At 62.8% G+C, this 16,658-nt stretch carries 14 protein-coding genes; 1 reads left to right on the top strand and 13 read right to left on the bottom strand.

Annotated features, from left to right (window positions below):
* Positions 1-14 precede the first annotated feature (14 nt).
* From LGH70_RS05305 to LGH70_RS05265, 9 genes are all read right to left on the bottom strand, one after another.
* Positions 15-851 (bottom strand): maleylpyruvate isomerase family mycothiol-dependent enzyme, encoded by an 837-nt coding sequence (locus LGH70_RS05305; RefSeq protein WP_226183399.1) that lies wholly within the window; start codon positions 849-851, stop codon positions 15-17.
* A gap of 23 nt (positions 852-874) precedes the next feature.
* Positions 875-1,537, bottom strand: a complete 663-nt coding sequence (gene trmB, locus LGH70_RS05300) for a tRNA (guanosine(46)-N7)-methyltransferase TrmB (protein ID WP_226183398.1) — start codon at positions 1,535-1,537, stop codon at positions 875-877.
* Positions 1,538-1,546: 9 nt separating this feature from the next.
* A complete protein-coding gene (locus tag LGH70_RS05295) occupies positions 1,547-2,857 on the bottom strand; it encodes a bifunctional folylpolyglutamate synthase/dihydrofolate synthase (RefSeq protein ID WP_226183397.1) in 1,311 nt (436 codons plus the stop codon).
* 111 nt (positions 2,858-2,968) lie between these two features.
* Positions 2,969-3,853, bottom strand: coding sequence for a hypothetical protein (locus LGH70_RS05290; protein WP_226183396.1), 885 nt, complete (start codon positions 3,851-3,853; stop codon positions 2,969-2,971).
* A 117-nt stretch (positions 3,854-3,970) separates the two neighbouring features.
* Positions 3,971-4,384 carry an ExbD/TolR family protein gene (locus tag LGH70_RS05285; protein WP_226183395.1) on the bottom strand — a complete coding sequence of 138 codons (414 nt, stop codon included), beginning with the start codon at positions 4,382-4,384 and terminating at the stop codon, positions 3,971-3,973.
* Between the two features lie 119 nt (positions 4,385-4,503).
* The gene (locus LGH70_RS05280; protein ID WP_226183393.1) at positions 4,504-5,217 is read right to left on the bottom strand and encodes a MotA/TolQ/ExbB proton channel family protein; all 714 of its coding nucleotides are present in this window, start codon (positions 5,215-5,217) and stop codon (positions 4,504-4,506) included.
* A 1-nt stretch (position 5,218) separates the two neighbouring features.
* A complete protein-coding gene (locus LGH70_RS05275) occupies positions 5,219-6,382 on the bottom strand; it encodes an HU domain-containing protein (RefSeq protein WP_226183391.1) in 1,164 nt (387 codons plus the stop codon).
* Positions 6,383-6,538: 156 nt separating this feature from the next.
* Entirely contained in the window at positions 6,539-8,239 is a 1,701-nt protein-coding gene (locus LGH70_RS05270) for a porin family protein (protein WP_226183389.1), read from the bottom strand.
* A gap of 94 nt (positions 8,240-8,333) precedes the next feature.
* A complete protein-coding gene (locus tag LGH70_RS05265; RefSeq protein WP_226183387.1) occupies positions 8,334-11,552 on the bottom strand; it encodes a tetratricopeptide repeat protein in 3,219 nt (1,072 codons plus the stop codon).
* Between the two features lie 183 nt (positions 11,553-11,735).
* Between LGH70_RS05265 and LGH70_RS05260 the strand changes: the two genes are divergently transcribed.
* Positions 11,736-12,488, top strand: a complete 753-nt coding sequence (locus tag LGH70_RS05260; RefSeq protein WP_226183385.1) for a hypothetical protein — start codon at positions 11,736-11,738, stop codon at positions 12,486-12,488.
* 6 nt (positions 12,489-12,494) lie between these two features.
* On the opposite strand, the gene LGH70_RS05255 is transcribed toward LGH70_RS05260, so the two are convergent.
* Genes LGH70_RS05255 through kaiC form a run of 4 tightly spaced genes read right to left on the bottom strand, consistent with a single transcriptional unit; the run spans position 12,495 to position 16,634 of the window.
* A complete protein-coding gene (locus LGH70_RS05255; protein ID WP_226183383.1) occupies positions 12,495-14,222 on the bottom strand; it encodes an ATP-binding protein in 1,728 nt (575 codons plus the stop codon).
* Positions 14,219-14,548: a circadian clock KaiB family protein gene (locus LGH70_RS05250; protein WP_226183381.1), complete on the bottom strand. Its 330-nt coding sequence runs from the start codon at positions 14,546-14,548 to the stop codon at positions 14,219-14,221. Before LGH70_RS05250 ends, LGH70_RS05255 begins: the two co-directional genes overlap by 4 nt.
* Positions 14,549-14,881, bottom strand: coding sequence for a circadian clock protein KaiB (gene kaiB, locus LGH70_RS05245; protein WP_226183379.1), 333 nt, complete (start codon positions 14,879-14,881; stop codon positions 14,549-14,551). It abuts the gene before it with no gap.
* A 1-nt stretch (position 14,882) separates the two neighbouring features.
* Complete coding sequence (kaiC, locus tag LGH70_RS05240; protein ID WP_226183377.1) at positions 14,883-16,634, bottom strand: circadian clock protein KaiC; 1,752 nt, start codon at positions 16,632-16,634, stop codon at positions 14,883-14,885.
* Positions 16,635-16,658: the final 24 nt, after the last annotated feature.

The raw sequence follows: 16,658 nt of genomic DNA, 5'->3' as shown, positions 1-16,658 counted from the left end.
GCCTCCCGTCCGGCTTAGCCCATCACGGTAATCAACCCGAAAAACGGCTCCCAGAGCCGCGGCTCCCCGGTGCACGTTATCCAGGTATCTGCCTGGGGTCGGGGCAGACTTTTGGTAAACAGCCGCCAGGCCACGGCGCCTTCTATCGTAAGGCTAGCGGCCACGGGCCCGCTATACTGCTGGCCCAGGAGCCAGCCCTGGGCCGCCCGCTGCAGGTACCACGTGTCGCCGGCATCTCCGGTGACGGTAAAGGAAATGGTCTGCCCGGGAGGCGCGGCCACGTCCCGGTAGTGGTGCGGCAGGGCCCGCAGGCAGGTGGCCAGAAATGGGTGGTACAGCTCCCGGGTCAGCAGGGGCGCTTCCTGGCCCACGGCCTGCCGGATCTGCTGCTGGTGGTGCCACTTCTCGGTGTAGTCGCGGGCCACGTGAAACCAGTTGGCCGACGTGGTTTCGCCGGCCCAGGCCACGGCAAAGGTAGCCGGCGCCGCCGGGTCGAGGCCGGCCAGGTAGCGGTGGTACTCGGGGCCCGACACCGCCAGCAGCCAGCGGATAACGGCCGGGCTCAGCCGCTGCCCCGCTCCCACCCATTCGGCATTGAGCTGATCCAGGAACGCCACGATTTCCGAATATGAGGCGCCGGCCGGCTGCACGCCGAAATACCCGTCGCGCAGCATAGACAAGCTGCGCAGGTTGCCATCCAGCAGGTGCAGGGCCACGTCGCGCACCCGCCAGCGCGGGGCCAGCGTGGGCCGCTCCCACTGCTCGGGGGGCAGGGCAGCCAGCACGTCGAGCAGCAGCTGGTCCAGCTTCGAAAACAGGTGCACGGTGTGAAGCGGAGGCAGCGGCTGCATAGCGGGACGGTCAGGGGAAAAGGTTAGCTGAGCTGAAACTGCAGGTACTTGATAGGAATGCCCTGGGCCCGGAAACGCTTCTCGTAGTGGGTCTGGATGTCCTCGGCGTGGGGCAGCAGCTCGGCCGTGGCGTAGAGGTCCTTGGTATGGGCCCGCACCGTGGCGCCGGGCCGCTGCTGCACGGTTTCGAGGGAGTAGTCGAACAGGGGTTCGTCGTCGGTTTTGAGGTGCACCAGGCCGCCGGTCTGCAGAATCTGCTGGTAGCGGTCCAGAAACCGCGGGGCGGTGAGGCGGCGCTTGGCGTCGCCCAGCCGGGGGCGCGGATCGGGAAAGGTAATCCAGATTTCGCTCAGCTCCCCGGGGCCGAAATGGTCGAGCAGATCCAGGGCCCGCATGCGTACGAAGCCCACGTTGGTGAGCCCCTGCGCCTCGGCCTTGGTGCTGCCAATCCAGATCCGGTCGCCTTTGATGTCGAGGCCCAGAAAATTGCGCTCGGGGTAGCGGGCGGCCAGGCCCACGGTATAGTCGCCCTTGCCGCAGCCCACTTCCAGGGTAATGGGGTTATCGTTCCGGAAGAAATCCGCTTTCCAGCGGCCCACCAGCTGCTGGTAGGTGGCTTTGCCGGGCTCTACAATATCGGTTCGCTCGGCATTTTCCGAGAAGCGCTTCAGTTTAATTCGACCCATGTCGGTTGGTTACGCGGAATACAATTCGTCAATTTCAGCCACCACAAAGGTGCTGCCCCCAATAAATACCACGTCGTCGGTGGAAGCCGCCGCGCGGGCTGCCGCTACGGCCGCGGGCACCGGGCCATACACGGTGCCGTGCAAACCAACAGCGGCGGCGCGCTCAGCCAGCTCTTGCGCCGGCAAGGCCCGCGGGATGTTGGCCTGGCAAAAGTAATAGGTTGCCGCCGTTGGCAACAACGACAGCATCTTGGTCACGTCCTTGTCGTTGACGGTGCCCAGCACGAAGTGCAGCTGCCGGTAGGGCAAGCGCGCCAGCTGGGCCGTGATAAAGCGGATACCGGCCTCGTTGTGGCCCGTGTCGCAAATCACCAGCGGCCGGCGGCCCAGAATACTCCAGCGGCCCCGGAAGCCGGTGAGACGGCGCACATCGCGCAGACCTTCCCGCACGGCAGCTTCGGGAATAGTCCAGCCCTGCCGCCGCAGCTCTTCCAGCACGGCCAGCACCCCGGGCAGGTTCAGGCGCTGGTAGTCGCCGACCAGACCGACTTCCAGCGGGTCATTGGCAGCAGTGCCGGCGCGGGTGATGCGCAGCAGCTGACTTTCCGCGTCGGGAGCCGGCGGCTGGGCCAGCTCGGCTTGGTACTCGGTATCGGCAAACTGCAGCGGCGCCCCGACTTCCCGGGCTTTGTGCTCGAACACGGCCTGTACCGCGGGCTGGGTCTGGCTGATAATGGCGGGCACGCCGGCTTTGATGATGCCCGCTTTTTCGGCCGCAATCAGGGGCAGCGTGTCGCCCAGCAGGTTCTGGTGGTCGAAGCTGATGTTGGTAATCAGCGACACCAGGGGCGTAATGATGTTGGTTGAATCGAGCCGCCCGCCCAGCCCTACTTCCACTACGGCAATATCGACCTGCTGCTCGGCAAAGTAGGAATAGGCCAGGGCCACGCACATCTCGAAAAACGACGGCTGAATCTGCTCGAACAGGGGCCGCCACCGCGCTACCCACTGCACCAGATACGCCGGGTCCAGGTCCTGGCCGTTGAGCTTGATGCGCTCGGTGAATTCGCGCAGGTGCGGCGACGTATACAGCCCGACGTTGTAGCCGGCGGCCTGCAGCACGGCCGCCAGCAGGTTGGAGCTGCTGCCCTTGCCGTTGGTGCCGGCCACGTGAATCGCCTTGAACCGCCGCTCAGGATTTCCCATCGCCTCGGCCAGGGCCAACGTGTTGCCCAGGCCAGCTTTGAACCCGGCAGCTCCCACCCGTTGGAACATCGGGAGCTGGTCGTAGAGGTAGGCAAGGGTTTCAGCGTAAGTCATGCGAAGAAGATGCGGAGTGTAAACAAGGCTGACGGCAATCAGGGTGCAAAAGAAACCCGCCGACCGGAATAATCCGACCGGCGGGCCCAAAGGTGCTGCGAAAACCGGCAGCTAGCGTACCGTAATCTTAAACGTGTAGTAGCCGGTGGCACCGCCTGCCGCGGAGCTGGTGCGGCGGAAGTCGGCGTTTTCCAGCGCGTCGCGGCAGACCTTCTCCTGGGCCGGCGTCACGTTGCCCGACACCTTGGTTACGGATTCTACTTCACCATCAGCGTTGATGCGGATTTTAAAGCGCACAAAGCCCGAGGTATTATCCAGGGCCGGAGCTTCGGGCTTCGAGACGAAAGCCCACCCAGCCATTTCCAATCCACCCGAGCCGGGGCTGCTGCCGCTGCCGCCGCTGCCGGGCTGGCCGTACAAGGCCTTGGCGTCGAGCGAGCCGTTGGGGTTGCCCTGGTCGCCGACCGAGCCGGGCTTGTCGCCGTTGTTGTTGCCGGTGGCCGCGTTGCTAGTGCCATTTTCGCCGTTACCGCCGCCGTTGGCACTGCCTTTGGGCGTGTAGAGCGTACGAGGCTTTTCCACGGGCTTCGGCACTTCCTTTACTTCCTCCTTCTTGGGCGCGGGCTTCTCCACGGGCGGCACGCTCACGGGGCTTTCCTCGGCCTCACTGGTCACGATTTTATCCTCGGAGGCCTGCTGGGGCACGGGCTCGGCGGCCTGCTGCACGGGGCGGGGCTCGGGGTCGGGCGAGGAAGCCGGCGGGCGGCTGTCCTCGCGGTTCGGCGACTCGTTGGCCAGCGCCTTGCTCTGCACGTCGCCCGAGCCGGCTTCGTCGATGCCGTAGTTCAGCTCCACCCCGTCGCCGCCCAGACCCAGCAGCGGCGGGTCGGGGCCTTTGAAGACGGTGAAGACGAACAGGGCTATCAGCAGCGCGTGGACGACCACCGTGCCGATAATTGCCTCGCGGCGGTGCTGTTCGCGGTATTCTACTGCCATGGCTTCAACTCGGTAGAAACGCGTTACGGCGCGAAAGAGGCCGCGCCGTAAGCAAATACATGAATTCTGATTTGTTAAACGAGACGCAAGGAGTGCTTGTTCCCGGTACCCGCCAGCTTAGGCCTTGCCGCCCGACTGCTGGGCCTGGGTGGCCATCACCATCTTTACCTTGAGGCGGTTACCGATTTCGAGGATATCGACCAGCTTCTGCACGTTCAGCGACGAGTCGACGCGCAGCACTACGGTGGGTGCTTCCAGGCCAGCAATGCGCTGCTGCAAGGCCGTTTCCAGGGAGGCGGCCGTCACGGGCTGCCGGTCCAGGAAGTACTGCCCGGCGGCGTCCACCGAGATGTTGATGGTTTCCTTCATGACGGCCTTGCCCGAGCGGGCATTGGGCAGCATGAGCTTTATGACGTTGGGGTTGACCATGGTACTCACGATCAGGAAGAACAGCATCAAAAAGAACATGATGTCGTTCATCGAACTGGTCTCGACGTGCGAGGAGAGCTTACGGCGCCGGCTGAGGTCCATATTGTCTAATGTGGGGAATGTGTTAATGTGGGAAATGTGAGAAATAAGAGAATGGGCATTTACTGAATCACACCCCAAAGCACATTACTCACATTTCCCACATTCAACCACATTAAGAATTAATTGTCCTGAAGAATGTCCATGAACTCGATGGCGGAATTTTCCATGCGGAAAATCAGACGCTCGACCATGATGCTAAGCCAGTGGTAGCCTACGTGGGCAATAATACCAACGATGAGGCCGGCGGCCGAGGTAACCATCTTGGTGTAGAGGCCACCCGAAATCTGGGCAATGCCGAAGTCGCCGGTGGTGGAAATGGCGTAGAAAATCTTGATTACCCCAATGATGGTGCCCACAAAGCCGAGCATGGGAGCAATACCGGCAATAATGCCCAGGATGCTGATGTTCTTCTCGAGGCGGGCAATTTCAATTTTACCGACGTTCTCCACGCTGCTCTCAATGTCCTTCAGCGGCAGACCGATACGGCGGATGCCTTTCTCCACCATGCGAGCCAGCGGCGAGGGATTCTGAGCGCAGAGCATTTTGGCCCCCTGCAGATCCCCTTTTACCATCAGCCCCCGGATACCGGACATAAAAGAATCCGGGTTGACGGCGGCGCGCCGGATGGTCAGGTAGCGCTCGATGATGATGTAGATGGAAACGAACGAGAGCAGAAAGAGCGGAACCATGATCCAGCCCCCTTTCAGAATCAGGTCAATCAGGGAGAGGTCTCCCGCGGCGGCGGCGGCATCGGCAGCCTGGTTTGCGGCAACGGCGGCGGTATCGGTGACGGTGGTAGCGGCAGAGGTAACCTGTAACAGGAAAGAGGTCATGCTAGTAATTGAGAACCCAGAGAGAAGAGCCTAAATGCTTGCGCAGCACCGGCAGTTGTTTTTGCGCCTCGGCTTTGCTGGCGAAGTCGATGGCCGAGAGCCGGAACTTACGGCTGCCGGGCGCCGGCAGCACGATGCGGGCGTTGCGGTGGCCGTGGTTGACCAGGGCCTTGCGGCCTTTCTCGGCGTGGGCCAGCGTGGTATAAGCCCCCACAATGACGTAGGAACGGCCCGTGCGGCTTTTAATTGTCGTGCCACCGGCCGCTACGGCCGCGGAAGCAACTGCTGGTTTGGCTACGGACGGGGCAGCAGCAGGCTTGGTTGCAGCTGGAGCCTTCACTACGGGCTTAGCGGCTGCTTTGCGCGCTACAGCTTTGGTAGTAACCTTGGCGGCTGGCGCCACCGTGGCTACAGCGGCTTCCGGGGCTTCAATTACCGGCGTGCTGACCGGGGCGGCCTCATTCCAGTCGTCGTTGGCCAGGGCGGCCTGCTGGCGCGCCTCGGCGGGCGAAGCTACTTCTTCCGCGGGCGTGGTTTGCACCGCGGTCTGCTCCTGGGCGGAGGAGATTTTCCAGCCATCGGGCAGGTAGCCCAGGCGGGAAGCAAACTGGTAGTTGGCCGACAGAATCAGACCGGCAATAACCAGGGTAGCGGCAATTCGGAAAGTTTTCATCGCGCGGCGGGAACGACTGACGGCTAAAAGTGGAGCGGCCTGCTGCCGGTCGCGGGCCAACAGGGCATCGGTGGCCCGGATGGGGCGCGAGACCAGCTCGGGCAGGCCGTAGCTGGCCGTGAGCAGGTTCTGGCTGCCGGTATATTCGAAATCGAGGCCGCGGCCGGCGGCCTGGCGGAAGATACCGATACCGGGCAGCTCGGTGCGCTGGTTGGCTTCGAGCTCGGCCTGCAGCCGCCCAACGGCTTCGCGCACGAGCAGGCGGGCCTGAGTTGTGGTCAGGTTCAGGGAGCGGCTCAGGGCGTCAACCAGCAGTCCGTCGTTGCGGGTGAGCGACTGGTTGAAGGCTACGCGCTTGGCCGGCGGGGCCAGCGTGTGGCGCACCGGATGCACCTGGGCCGGGGCGTAATCGGCAATAAGCCCCCCGAAATCGGGAATGATAACGCAGTCATGGTCGCGCAGCAGGGTGCGGATGTGGTCGGAGAGCTGCATTGGCGGCAAGGATTAGGTGACGTGACTCCGGGCGGAACCGGCCAGCATGCAAAAGACCTCCGGACCGTGAGCAGCCCCGCTTGCGCGGCACTGCGGGCGACCTGGAGGCCTTGGGCTACTGGCTGAACGGCGACTCGGGCATCAACTCAATTATGTTCAAAAATCATACGTTACGCCCGCCAGTACGTTGAATCCTTTCACCGGATAGTTCAGGAAACGCTCGTACTTACGGCCCAGCAAGTTATTGCCTAGAGCAAATATGGACAGATTTTCCATAATACGGTAATCAGCCCGCAAGTTCAGGTCGATGACCGTGTCGGTGGGGCGCACGACCTGGCCCAGCTGCCGGCCGTCGACGAGGCGACGCACGTAGCCCGAACCGTAGCTGGAGCTATAGGTATATAACTCGGCACCCAGCAGCAGCTTATCGTACATATTGTAGCTACCGAACAAGGTCGACTGGAAGGCCGGGCGGTGGAAGGCTTCGGCCAGGGTGCGGGTTTTGTAGCCGTTATAATCCGCCTTGAAACCAACGCGCACCTGCTCGGCGGCATTGTAGAGAATCTCGCCGTGCACGTTGATCAGCTGCGTAGCCTTGCCATCGTAGACGAGGTCGAACTTGGTGGAGTCGCGGCGGTTGTTGTTGTAGAAGTACAGGTTCCTGTCGTTGCTCAGCGTCACCTTGGCATTCACCGACAGGGCCCGGGCCGGCGTCGAGTTGAAGCCGAAGTACACCGTCGGGCCGCGGTGGGTGTCGGCCACGCGCTGGTTGGGGGCCAGCCAGGGGTTTTCGGTGGTCAGGTCATACATCGTCACGCGCTGCAGCCCGCCGCCCAGGCCGGCAAATACCACGAACTTGTCTTCCGTCACGGTGTAGCCCAGGCGCACGGCCGGGTAGACGTTGAACTGCGGGGCCCGCCGGATGGTGTCGCCGGTGTAGCCCACCGTGGCGCCGATGGACAACGCCAGGCGGTCCAGGCTCAGCTCGTAGGCCGGCGTGATCTGTACGAACGGCCGGCTCACCTTCAGCGAGTCTTTGTAGGAAACCAGCGACAGGTCGCCAAGTACCGATACGCGGCTTTTCTCGCCGAGCGTGTAGCCCGAGCGCAGGGAGGCGTTGAAGTTGCTTTCGCTGGCCTGGAAGTTGTCTTTCCAGTAGTTGAAGCCCACGCCGAAATCATACTGCAGGGGCGCGTCGGCGGCCTGGTTGCGGGCAAATAGCTTCACAGCGGCCCGGCTGAAGACCTGCTTGAGGCTGTCGGTGGGCGGCGGCAGGCGGCGGGTTTCGCGGTTGTAGCCGTAGAAGTTGTACCGCTCCCGGCCCAGGTCCAGCTTGGCGCCCAGCGTCATAGGCCCGTTGTAAGTTTCGCCACTCAGACCCAGGCTGGTTTGGCTGGAGCCCGAGTTTTTCTTGTCTACCGGGCCATTGGCCGAGGAAATGTGACTGAAGTCGAGGCCGTAGGAGGCCGTTTCGCTGCGCGTGTTGTGCAGGTAGGCCTTGCCGTAGAACGTGCCGTAGTTGCCGATGGCGCCCTTCAGGAAGTTGCCGCTCTGCGGGGCCAGCTCTTCCTGCTGAATGGACAGCACCCGGATGGAGGGGTTCAGCCGGTCGGCGGGCAGCTTGAAATCCGGGTAGGTATAGGTTACCTGGCCGGCCTGCTTGGCAGGGGCTTCGATCTTGATTTTCTCGAAGTTGCGGGTGGCTTCGGGCAGCTGGTTTACGCGCTCCTTGACAATCTCAATTTCGGCGTCTTCAATCTTGCCGCCGGTTTTGCCGGTCTTCTGGGCCCACGCCAGCGAAGGCGCAGCCGCGAGCAGCACGGCCAGGGGCAGCAGTTTGGAGCAGTGAAGGGTCATATGGTAGGGTCTTGGAGCCGACCGGACAGTTTAGAAACGTCCGGTCGGCTCAAAATTGACTTTCGGAATACATGAAAAACGCCACCGCAGCGTGCTACTCGCTGGTGCCGGCATCGGGGGCCGCCGTCGAATCGGCGGGAGCCGTCTCGGTGGGCTGCAGGGTGCTGCGGGTCGAGGTCTTGCCCTTGGGGGCGGGCGTTTTGGGGGCCGGCGTGGTTTTGCCAGTGGGTGCCTTGGCCGGCGGGGTCTTGGCGGGCGGCGTGGTTTTACCCCCGCCGGTGGTGCCACTCCCCGACTCGGCTGACAAGGCACTCAGCCGCTGCTTGGCGCCTTCAATGACCTCGGCCACCGGGAATTTATTCTCGATGATGGAGTTCAGCGTGGCCTTGGCCTGGAAGGTTTCACCCTGGGCCGTATAGATGTCGGCAATCAGCAAGAAGCCCCGGCCCTGCCACAGCTCGTAGTTCGAGGTGTTGGTTTTGTAGGCCGCGTCCAGTGCCTCGGGGTACTTTTTCTGCTGAAACAGCACATCGGCCAGCAGGTACTGGGCTTCGGCCCCGGTTTCGTCGGTGGCGGCCGCGGCGGCCGTCAGCTCGGGCGTGGCCAGGTCGAAGTTGCCGGCCTTGTAGCTGGCTTTGCCCAAGTAGAGGTTGGCCGCGTTGGTGGCGTTCAGCGAGGCCCCGCCTACGCTGCGCAGCTCCTCGGCCACGCGGCGGGTGCCGGCGTAGTCGCCGCTTTCGTAGTAGCTCTTCATCAGTCCGATGCCGGCGTTGGCCACCTCGCGCTTGTTCTGCGACACTTCCCGCAGGCGAGTGTAGAACTTGATGGCCTCGGGGTAGTTTTTGGCTTCAAACTCCAGATCAGCCACCCGGCCGATGGCGCGGTTCAGGAATTCGCTCTTGCCTTCCGTCACGACGGCGCGCATCCGGGCCAGGCCGTCGGCTTTCTTGCCGGTCTTGATGTAGGAATCGGCCAGGAAATAGCGCCCATCCGGCGAGAGGGCACTGCTGGGGTACTGCTTCAGGTAGGATTCGAGGCGGGTAATGGCCTGGGGGTACTTCTCGGCCAGGTACAAGGATTTAGCAGCCTCAAACTCGACGCTTTCGGTGGCCTTGCTTTCCGGGTTCTGGGCCTTAAACTGGGCCAGGTACTGGTCAAACTCCTCCGTTTTGCCCGTGGCCGACAGGCTTTCCTGCATGCTGTAGAGCGCCGTGCTGGCGGCCTTGGTGCGCGGATGCTGGTCGAGCACCTGCTTGAAGTCGGCAATGGCCTTGTCGTGCTGGTTCAGGTTGGCGTAGGCCACGCCGCGCTTCTGCAGGGCCTGCGGAATCAGCTGGCTGTTGGGCCGGTTCACGATCAGCTTGGTGAAGCCGTCCACGGCGGGCTGAAAGTCGCCGGCCTCGAAGTCGAACTGGGCCTGCTGGTACACCGCATCGTCGGCGTAGCGCGACGAGGGGGCGGTTTTGAGCAGGGTGCTCAGGGTTTTGGTGGCTTCCTCGCGCCGGCCCATCAACCCCAGCGTCACGCTTTTCTGGTAGTAGGCGTAGTCCTTGTCGGCGGCGTTGGCCGCAATAACCTTGTCGTAGAGTTCCAGCGCCTGGGCGTAGCTTTTGGCCACGTAGTAGGTGTCGGCCACCCGCAGGGTCACGTCGTAGTAGTTCGGGTCAGTGGGCTTGGCAATCGGGTCGTTCAGATACGCCTGAAACTGGGTCCGGGCCGGGGCATACTGCTGGGTGTTGTAGTAGGCGTAGCCCAGGCCGTAGCGGGCTTTCTGGTCGAAGTCGGTTTCGGCCGCCGAACCGCTGCGGGCCGTGCGGGCCGCGGCGGTATAGGCCTGAATGGCTTCCGGATACTTCTGCCCCACCGAGTAGATTTCGCCCTTGAGCACCTGGGCGGCGGCGCGCAGCGCATCATCCTGCGGGTATTTCAGCGACTTATCGACCAGCGGCAGGGCCTGGCTGTACTGGTTGTTGTTGTAGAGGGTGGCGGCCTGCAGGTAGGTCACGCGCTGGTAGGTGGCGTTCAGCTTGCTGCTGCGGTCGTCGAGGCCTTCCAGGTAGCTGATGGCCTGGGTGTAGTCGCTCGAATTCAGGAAGCTCGCACTCAGAATGTCGTCGGCGGCAGCGCTGTTCTTGGAGCGCGGAAACTTCTTGTTGAAGTCCTTCAGGGCCGCAATTACCTCCTGCGTGTTGCCCAGCTCGTAGTTGATCTGGGCGTACTTGATGGTGGCGTTTTCGGTGATGTTCTTGTCGAACGTGGTTTTGCGGGCCGCGTCAAACGAGTTCAGGGCCTGCTGCTTCTGGTTGGTCTGCAGGTAGCTCAGGCCCAGATGGTAGGCCGCGTTCTGACCCAGGGAGTCGCGCTGGGCGGCCACGCCCTTCAGACTACCGATGGCGCCCTTGTAGTCGCCCATCTTGTAGTTCGAGTAGCCGATTTTGTATTGCACCTTGGGCTCGATCTTCTTGCGGCCGGCGGCATACTTGTCGAAGTACTCGGCGGCCTGCTTGAAGTCCTGCTTCTGGTAGAAGGCGTCGCCCACCAGCAATTGGATTTCGTCGGCGCCCTGGGGCGGCGGGGTCTGGGCCAGGGCCTTGGTGCCGTAGCCAATCAGGCCGTCGAAGTCGCCTTCCTTGTAGTAGATCTGGCTCATGATGGCCGGCACCACGAGGCGGTAGGCATCATTCTGCTCGGCCACGCCCAGGTCCTGGCGGGCTGCGGCATAGTCGCCGCTACGGAAGGCCAGGTAGCCGGCGTAGTAGCTGCTGGCGTAGCGGTACTCGTGGTTTCCCTGCTTGTTGCGGTCGAAGAGCAGCTTGGCCTTGTCGAACTCCTTTTGGGAGAAGTAGCTGTAGGCCAGCTTAAACTCCGACTCGGCCCGCTGCTCGTTGCTCAGGTTGTCGGCGCCGACGCGCTGCAGGTAGTCGATGCTCTTGGCGTAGTCTTTCTTGTCAAAGTAGAGCTTGCCCAGCTCAAAAAAGGCCTGGGCGGCTTTCGGGTGGGCCGGGTTGTTGGCCGCAAACGCCAGCACCTGCCCCTCGGCGTCGGGGTGAAATAGGTAGAGGCCCGACACGGCCCGGTAGTATTCCGCGTCGGTGGTCCGGTCGCGGGTTTCGCCGGTGCGGCGCTGGGTGAGCTCTAAGTAGCGTTGGAAGGCCTGCTGGGCGGCGCCGTACTTGCCGCGGTCAAAGAGTTCGAGTCCTTCCTGAAAGTGTCGTTCGTCGGCGGTGAAAACCTGCGTTTGCTGGGCCGTAGCAGCCAGCGGGGCCGCGGCGCTGAGCGAAGCAGCCAGCGCAATCCGGGGAAATATCTTCATTAACGGGGCGTTACGGGAAAAGGGCGCTGCCGGCCCGGTATTGGCCAAAAGTAGCGAAAAAACGCAATGGGTTGCTTTCTGGTTGGCCTTTTAGGCTTGGTAACGCGGCAAGCTAGCGGTTTGGTGTGAGACGATGCTACCGGCTACCTTACCACCTGCTCCCACTTCCCCTAACCTTTCCGTATGCGGCTTCCGAACCAGCTCGTTGGCTTGGCCCTGCTTTTCCTGGCGGCCGGCTGCTCAGCGCCACAGCCATATCCGAACAACCCGGCCGTTTCTGATGCCCAGGGCACGCCGCGGGATTCAACCAGTTTTTATTTCCGCGCGAATGACTCACTTCCAGCCGACGATGACAGTGAGAATTGTAGCCGCTCCCTCTTAGCTGCCTCAAAGTATATGGTCTATTTTGAGAGGCCGGTGCTATCAAATTACTATCTCCACGCTGATGTGTACCGTTTCCTCTGGCTCCGGGCATTTGACCGCCCCGTGCTGCTTACACTCTACCGGGACTCCACTGGGACGACACTGCGGACTCAAATTCTGCGCCGGCATCTGGGGTACAAACCAGGGACGATTCCATTTCCTAAATCCCCGGCCGGAGCCGCCATGCCGCACGTAAGCACAGCCATTATCAGCGCAAACCAGCAGGCGGCGCAGAAACGGCGCACATTGCGGGCAGTAGCCGAAGAAACCATTACTCCCGTTAGCCCGGGGCAGTGGCAACACTTGGAAAACCTGGTGCAGCAGGCCGACTTTTGGCAGATGCCGCCCTGTCGCCGAAGGATAGTATTGGATGGCGCAAGCTGGCTGCTGGAAGGCCACACACGGGCGGGCTATCATACAGTTCTGCGCACTAGTCCAGCAGAAGGTGGCTTCCGCGCTGCCTGCGAGTACCTGCTCGACTTAAGCTCGGCCCGAAACGAAAAGCGGTACTAAAGCAGCCTACCGCCGGAAATACACGCTGAACGTGGAGCCCACTCCTACCTGGCTTTCCACTTCAATACGTCCGCCGGCGTTGTCCACGATTTTCTTGACCATGTAGAGCCCGATGCCGGAGCCCTCCACGTGGTCGTGCAGGCGCTGGAACATGCCGAACAGCTTCGGGCCGTTCTGGGCCAGGTCCAGGCCCAGGCCGTTGTCCTGCACGCGCAGCACGGTATAGTCGCCGGCCGCGTGGCAGCGGATGCTGATCTGGGGCACCCGCTCGGGGGCGCGGTATTTCAGGGCGTTGCTGAGCAGGTTATACACGATGCTGCGCAGGTTTTTCTCCGAGAAGGAAATCGTCGGGCAGCTTTCCACGTCCGTTTCCACCGTGGCCCCGGTGGCCTGCAACAGCGGAGTCAGGTCGAGCTGTACTTCGGTAATAAGGCGGCCCAGCTCGACGGTGGCGGCCGAGTGGCCGTGCTCTTTCTGCAGCTTGGTTACCTCGGTCAGATGCTCGATGGTGCGCTTGAAGCGGTCCACCGAGTCCTGCATCATGGTCAGAATCTGGGGCACCTGCTGGTCTTCGGCGGCGGGTGGGCCGGGCAGTTCCAGCAGCAGCGCGTGCAGCAGCCCCTCGATGTTGCTGATGGGTGCCTTCAAATCGTGGGAGGCGGTGTAGATGAAGTTGTCCAGGTCCACGTTGGCCCGCAGCAGCTGGGCGTTGTTGTCCTGCAGCTGGCGCTGGGCCTGGTCGATGCGCTCCAGGGCCAGCTTGTGCTCGTGAATATCGGTGAAGGTGCCAATCCACTGCACAATCTGGCCCTGGGCGTTGCGCGAGGGCAGGGCCCGGCCCAGCATCCAGCGGTAGTCCCCGGCGTGGTTGCGGAAGCGGTACTCCATTTCGAAAGGCTCGCCCGTGCGCAGGCATTGCTCCCACCGGTCGTTGTTGGCGGCCATATCGGCCGGGAAAATATGCTCCTGCCACTGGCTGTGCAGCGGCGTGCCGTCGTCGGGCCCGGTGAAGTCAAACCAGCGGTGGTTGAGGTAGGTCGTCACGCCGTAGGCATCCGCCGTCCAGGCAATCTGCGGAATACCCTCCAGCATGCGGCTGGCTTCGGCCGCCACCCGCTCGATGGCCCGGCGGGCCTGCTGCTGCTGGTTCAGCTCCTCATTTTTGCGGGCAATAACGGCGTTCTGCTCGGCTACCTGGGCCTGAATAACCCGGATTTCCTCCTGGGCCGACAAGTCGGTGGCAATGACGGCCAGCACCGGCGACTCGTGGAAGTTGAGCACGTTCATCGACAGGGACAAGGGCCGCAGCGAGCCGTCCTGGGCGCGCAGCGGCAGTTCGCCCTTGCCTTTGCCGGCGGCCCAGCAGCGGGCCAGCAGCACGTGCCAGTACGGGTGGAATTCCAGCGGGATGAAGGCCTCGAACACCCCCCCGATAACCTCCTCCAGCGACCGGTTCAGCCAGCCGGCCAGGCACACGTTGCCGTAGAGAATGGTGCCGTCCTCGCTGAGCAGCATGGCGCCCTCGTTCATCTGCTCAATCAGGGTGCGGTAGCCGTGGTCGGCGCCTTCCAGCGTGAAGATGCGCGGCCCGTCGGCGCTCTGAATAGCCAGGGCATCGACGGCACCGGTGCGCACGGCCTCAATCAGCTCTTCGGCTTCCTCGAGGCGGTAGCGCAGCTCCTCGTTCTCGCGGGCCAGCTCGGCCGCGCTCTTTTCCGGCTGACTACTACTCATAGGCTGGTCCCGCTGGTAGGTAGCGTAGGCGTAATGCCCAGGGCCTTGAGCACCCGCTCCCGGTCCGAAAGGTCGCCCACGAGGCGGCGCACCAGTCCGGGGCTGCGCTTAATCAGGGTGGGCGCGCCAATGAGCTGCTCGCGCTGGGCCAGCTCGGGCTGCTGGTACATATCAATGATGAGCAGCTCGTAGCGGCCCTTCAGGTACTGCTCGCAAATATCCTTGATGTTGCGTACGGCCCGGGTCGAGTTGGGAGTAGCGCCCGTGATGTACAGATGCAGCACGTACTCGGCACCGGCCGGCTCCGACCGTTCTTCTGCTTCCATCTAGTGCTGGGGTTTGCCGGCAATGGGCCGGATATCCAGTCCCACCAGCACGCGCTCCTCATTCGACAGGTCGCCGATGATCTTGCGGATGGGTTCGGGCACTTTGCGCACCAGGGTCGGAATGGCCAGGATCTGGTCGCCCTCGGCCAGCTGCGGGTCTTTGAGCAGGTCCACGACTTCCAGCGCGTAGCGGCCTTTCAGATGCTGCTCGCAGTACTTCTTCAGGTTGGTCAGCGCCAGTACCGATTTCGGGGTTTGGCCGGCTACGTACAGGCGCAGCTCCCAGTATTCCTCGTCCATGGCTAGGGCCGTTGTGGTCGGTGTGATGTGCATTCTAAGCTTGTGACGGGCGGGAACCGGCGTTTTGTTGGTACGGCAGAGGGTCGGCAAGCTGGGCTTTCCCCTGGGCCTGGGCCTGCTGGCGGGCCAGCTCCTCGTTGTTGATCTGGCGCAGTTCCTCCTCCACCGATTCGAACTCGGTGCGCATATTGCCAATGGTGGCCTCCAGCACCCGGCGGCGGCGCTCCAGCTCCCGGTCTTTGCGTTCCTGCTCCTGCTGAGCGGCTACCAGCTGGGCCTGCTCCTGCAGCTGCTGGGTCAGGCGGCCGGCCCCGGTCACGATGCCGGCGGGACCAATGACCACGTCGAGCAGGTGCAGGCCCCGGTCGGTGACCAGGAACTCGCGCACCTTGTTGGAGTGGCTCATGCCGCGCGACTTCAGAATGCTGATGCCGCGGTTTCGCTCGCCCACGCCTTCCAAGTCGCGCACGCTGATCCAGGTATCGACCAACGACGAGACGCCTTCCTCGGTCAGTTCCTGCTGGATGTTGCGTCCGCTGATCAGGGAGGTGAACAGGGCCGTGATGTTGTTCACTTTCAGAAAGTCGATGAGGCGAATCAGCATGCTTTTCACCTCGCTCAGGTTGCCCACCGAAATCAGGTTGCTGATCGGGTCGATGACGACGGCCGCGGGCTTGAAGTCGCGGATGATCTTGTGGATGCTGACCAGGTGGCGCTCCAGGCCGTTGAGCGTGGGCCGGGTGGCCTCAATCTTGAGCAGCCCATTGGCCACGTACGGCGCCAAATCGATGCTGACCGACTGCATGTTGCGCACCAGCTGCTGGGGCGACTCCTCGAAGGCCAGAAACAGGCACCGCTGGTTGTTGCGGCAGGTTTCGGCGGCGAAGGTGGCCGCCAGCGTGGTTTTGGCCGTGCCGGCCGTGCCGGTAATCAGCACGCTGCTGCCCTGGTAAAAGCCCCGGCGGCCAAACATATCATCGAGGGCGGGAATGCCCGACGACACGATTTTGTCGGACACGTCGTGGTTGAGCTGCAGGGAGGTAACGGGCAGCACCGAAATACCTTCCTCCGTAATCAGGTACGGGTACTCGTTGGTGCCGTGGGTGCTGCCGCGGTATTTGACGATACGCAGGCGGCGGGTGGTAATCTGGTCGATAACGCGGTTGTCGAGCAGAATGACGCAGTCGGACACGTACTCTTCCAGGCCCTGCCGCGTGAGGGAGCCCTCGCCCCGCTCGGCCGTAATAACCGTAGTGACGCCCTTGTCCTTGAGCCAGTGGAACAGGCGCCGGATTTCGGAGCGCAGCACGGCCTGGTTGGGAAAGCCCGAAAACAGGGCCTCGATGGTGTCGAGTACCACGCGCTTGGCCCCGATGGAGTCGATGGCGTGGCCCAGGCGGATAAAGAGGCCCTCCAGGTCGTACTCGCCGGTTTCCTCAATCTCGGAGCGGTCGATGTGGACTTGGTCGACGCGGAGCTTTTTTTCGGCCTGCAGGCGGGGCAAGTCGAAGCCCAGGGACGTGACGTTGGCCGCCAGCTCGGCCGCCGATTCCTCGAAGGTCATCAGCACGCCGGGCTCGTTGTAGTGCTCAATGCCGCGCACCAGAAACTCGATGCCCATCAGGGTTTTGCCGCAGCCGGGGCTACCGCAGATCAGGGTCGGGCGGCCCAGGGGCAGGCCGCCCTCCGTTATTTCGTCCAGGCCGTCGATGCCCGAGGGAGCTTTGGGCAGCTTGGGCAATGCTGGGGGCTGGGGAGAGGCAGGAGTAATGGGGGTTTCTAACATGCAACTATATTTTCAGCATAGGAA

It is taken from the genome of Hymenobacter nitidus, assembly GCF_020447315.1.
GTDB classification, from domain to species: domain Bacteria; phylum Bacteroidota; class Bacteroidia; order Cytophagales; family Hymenobacteraceae; genus Hymenobacter; species Hymenobacter nitidus.
The sequence above is the reverse complement of the archived record's forward strand: the minus strand, read 5'-3'. Positions and strand labels throughout refer to the sequence as shown.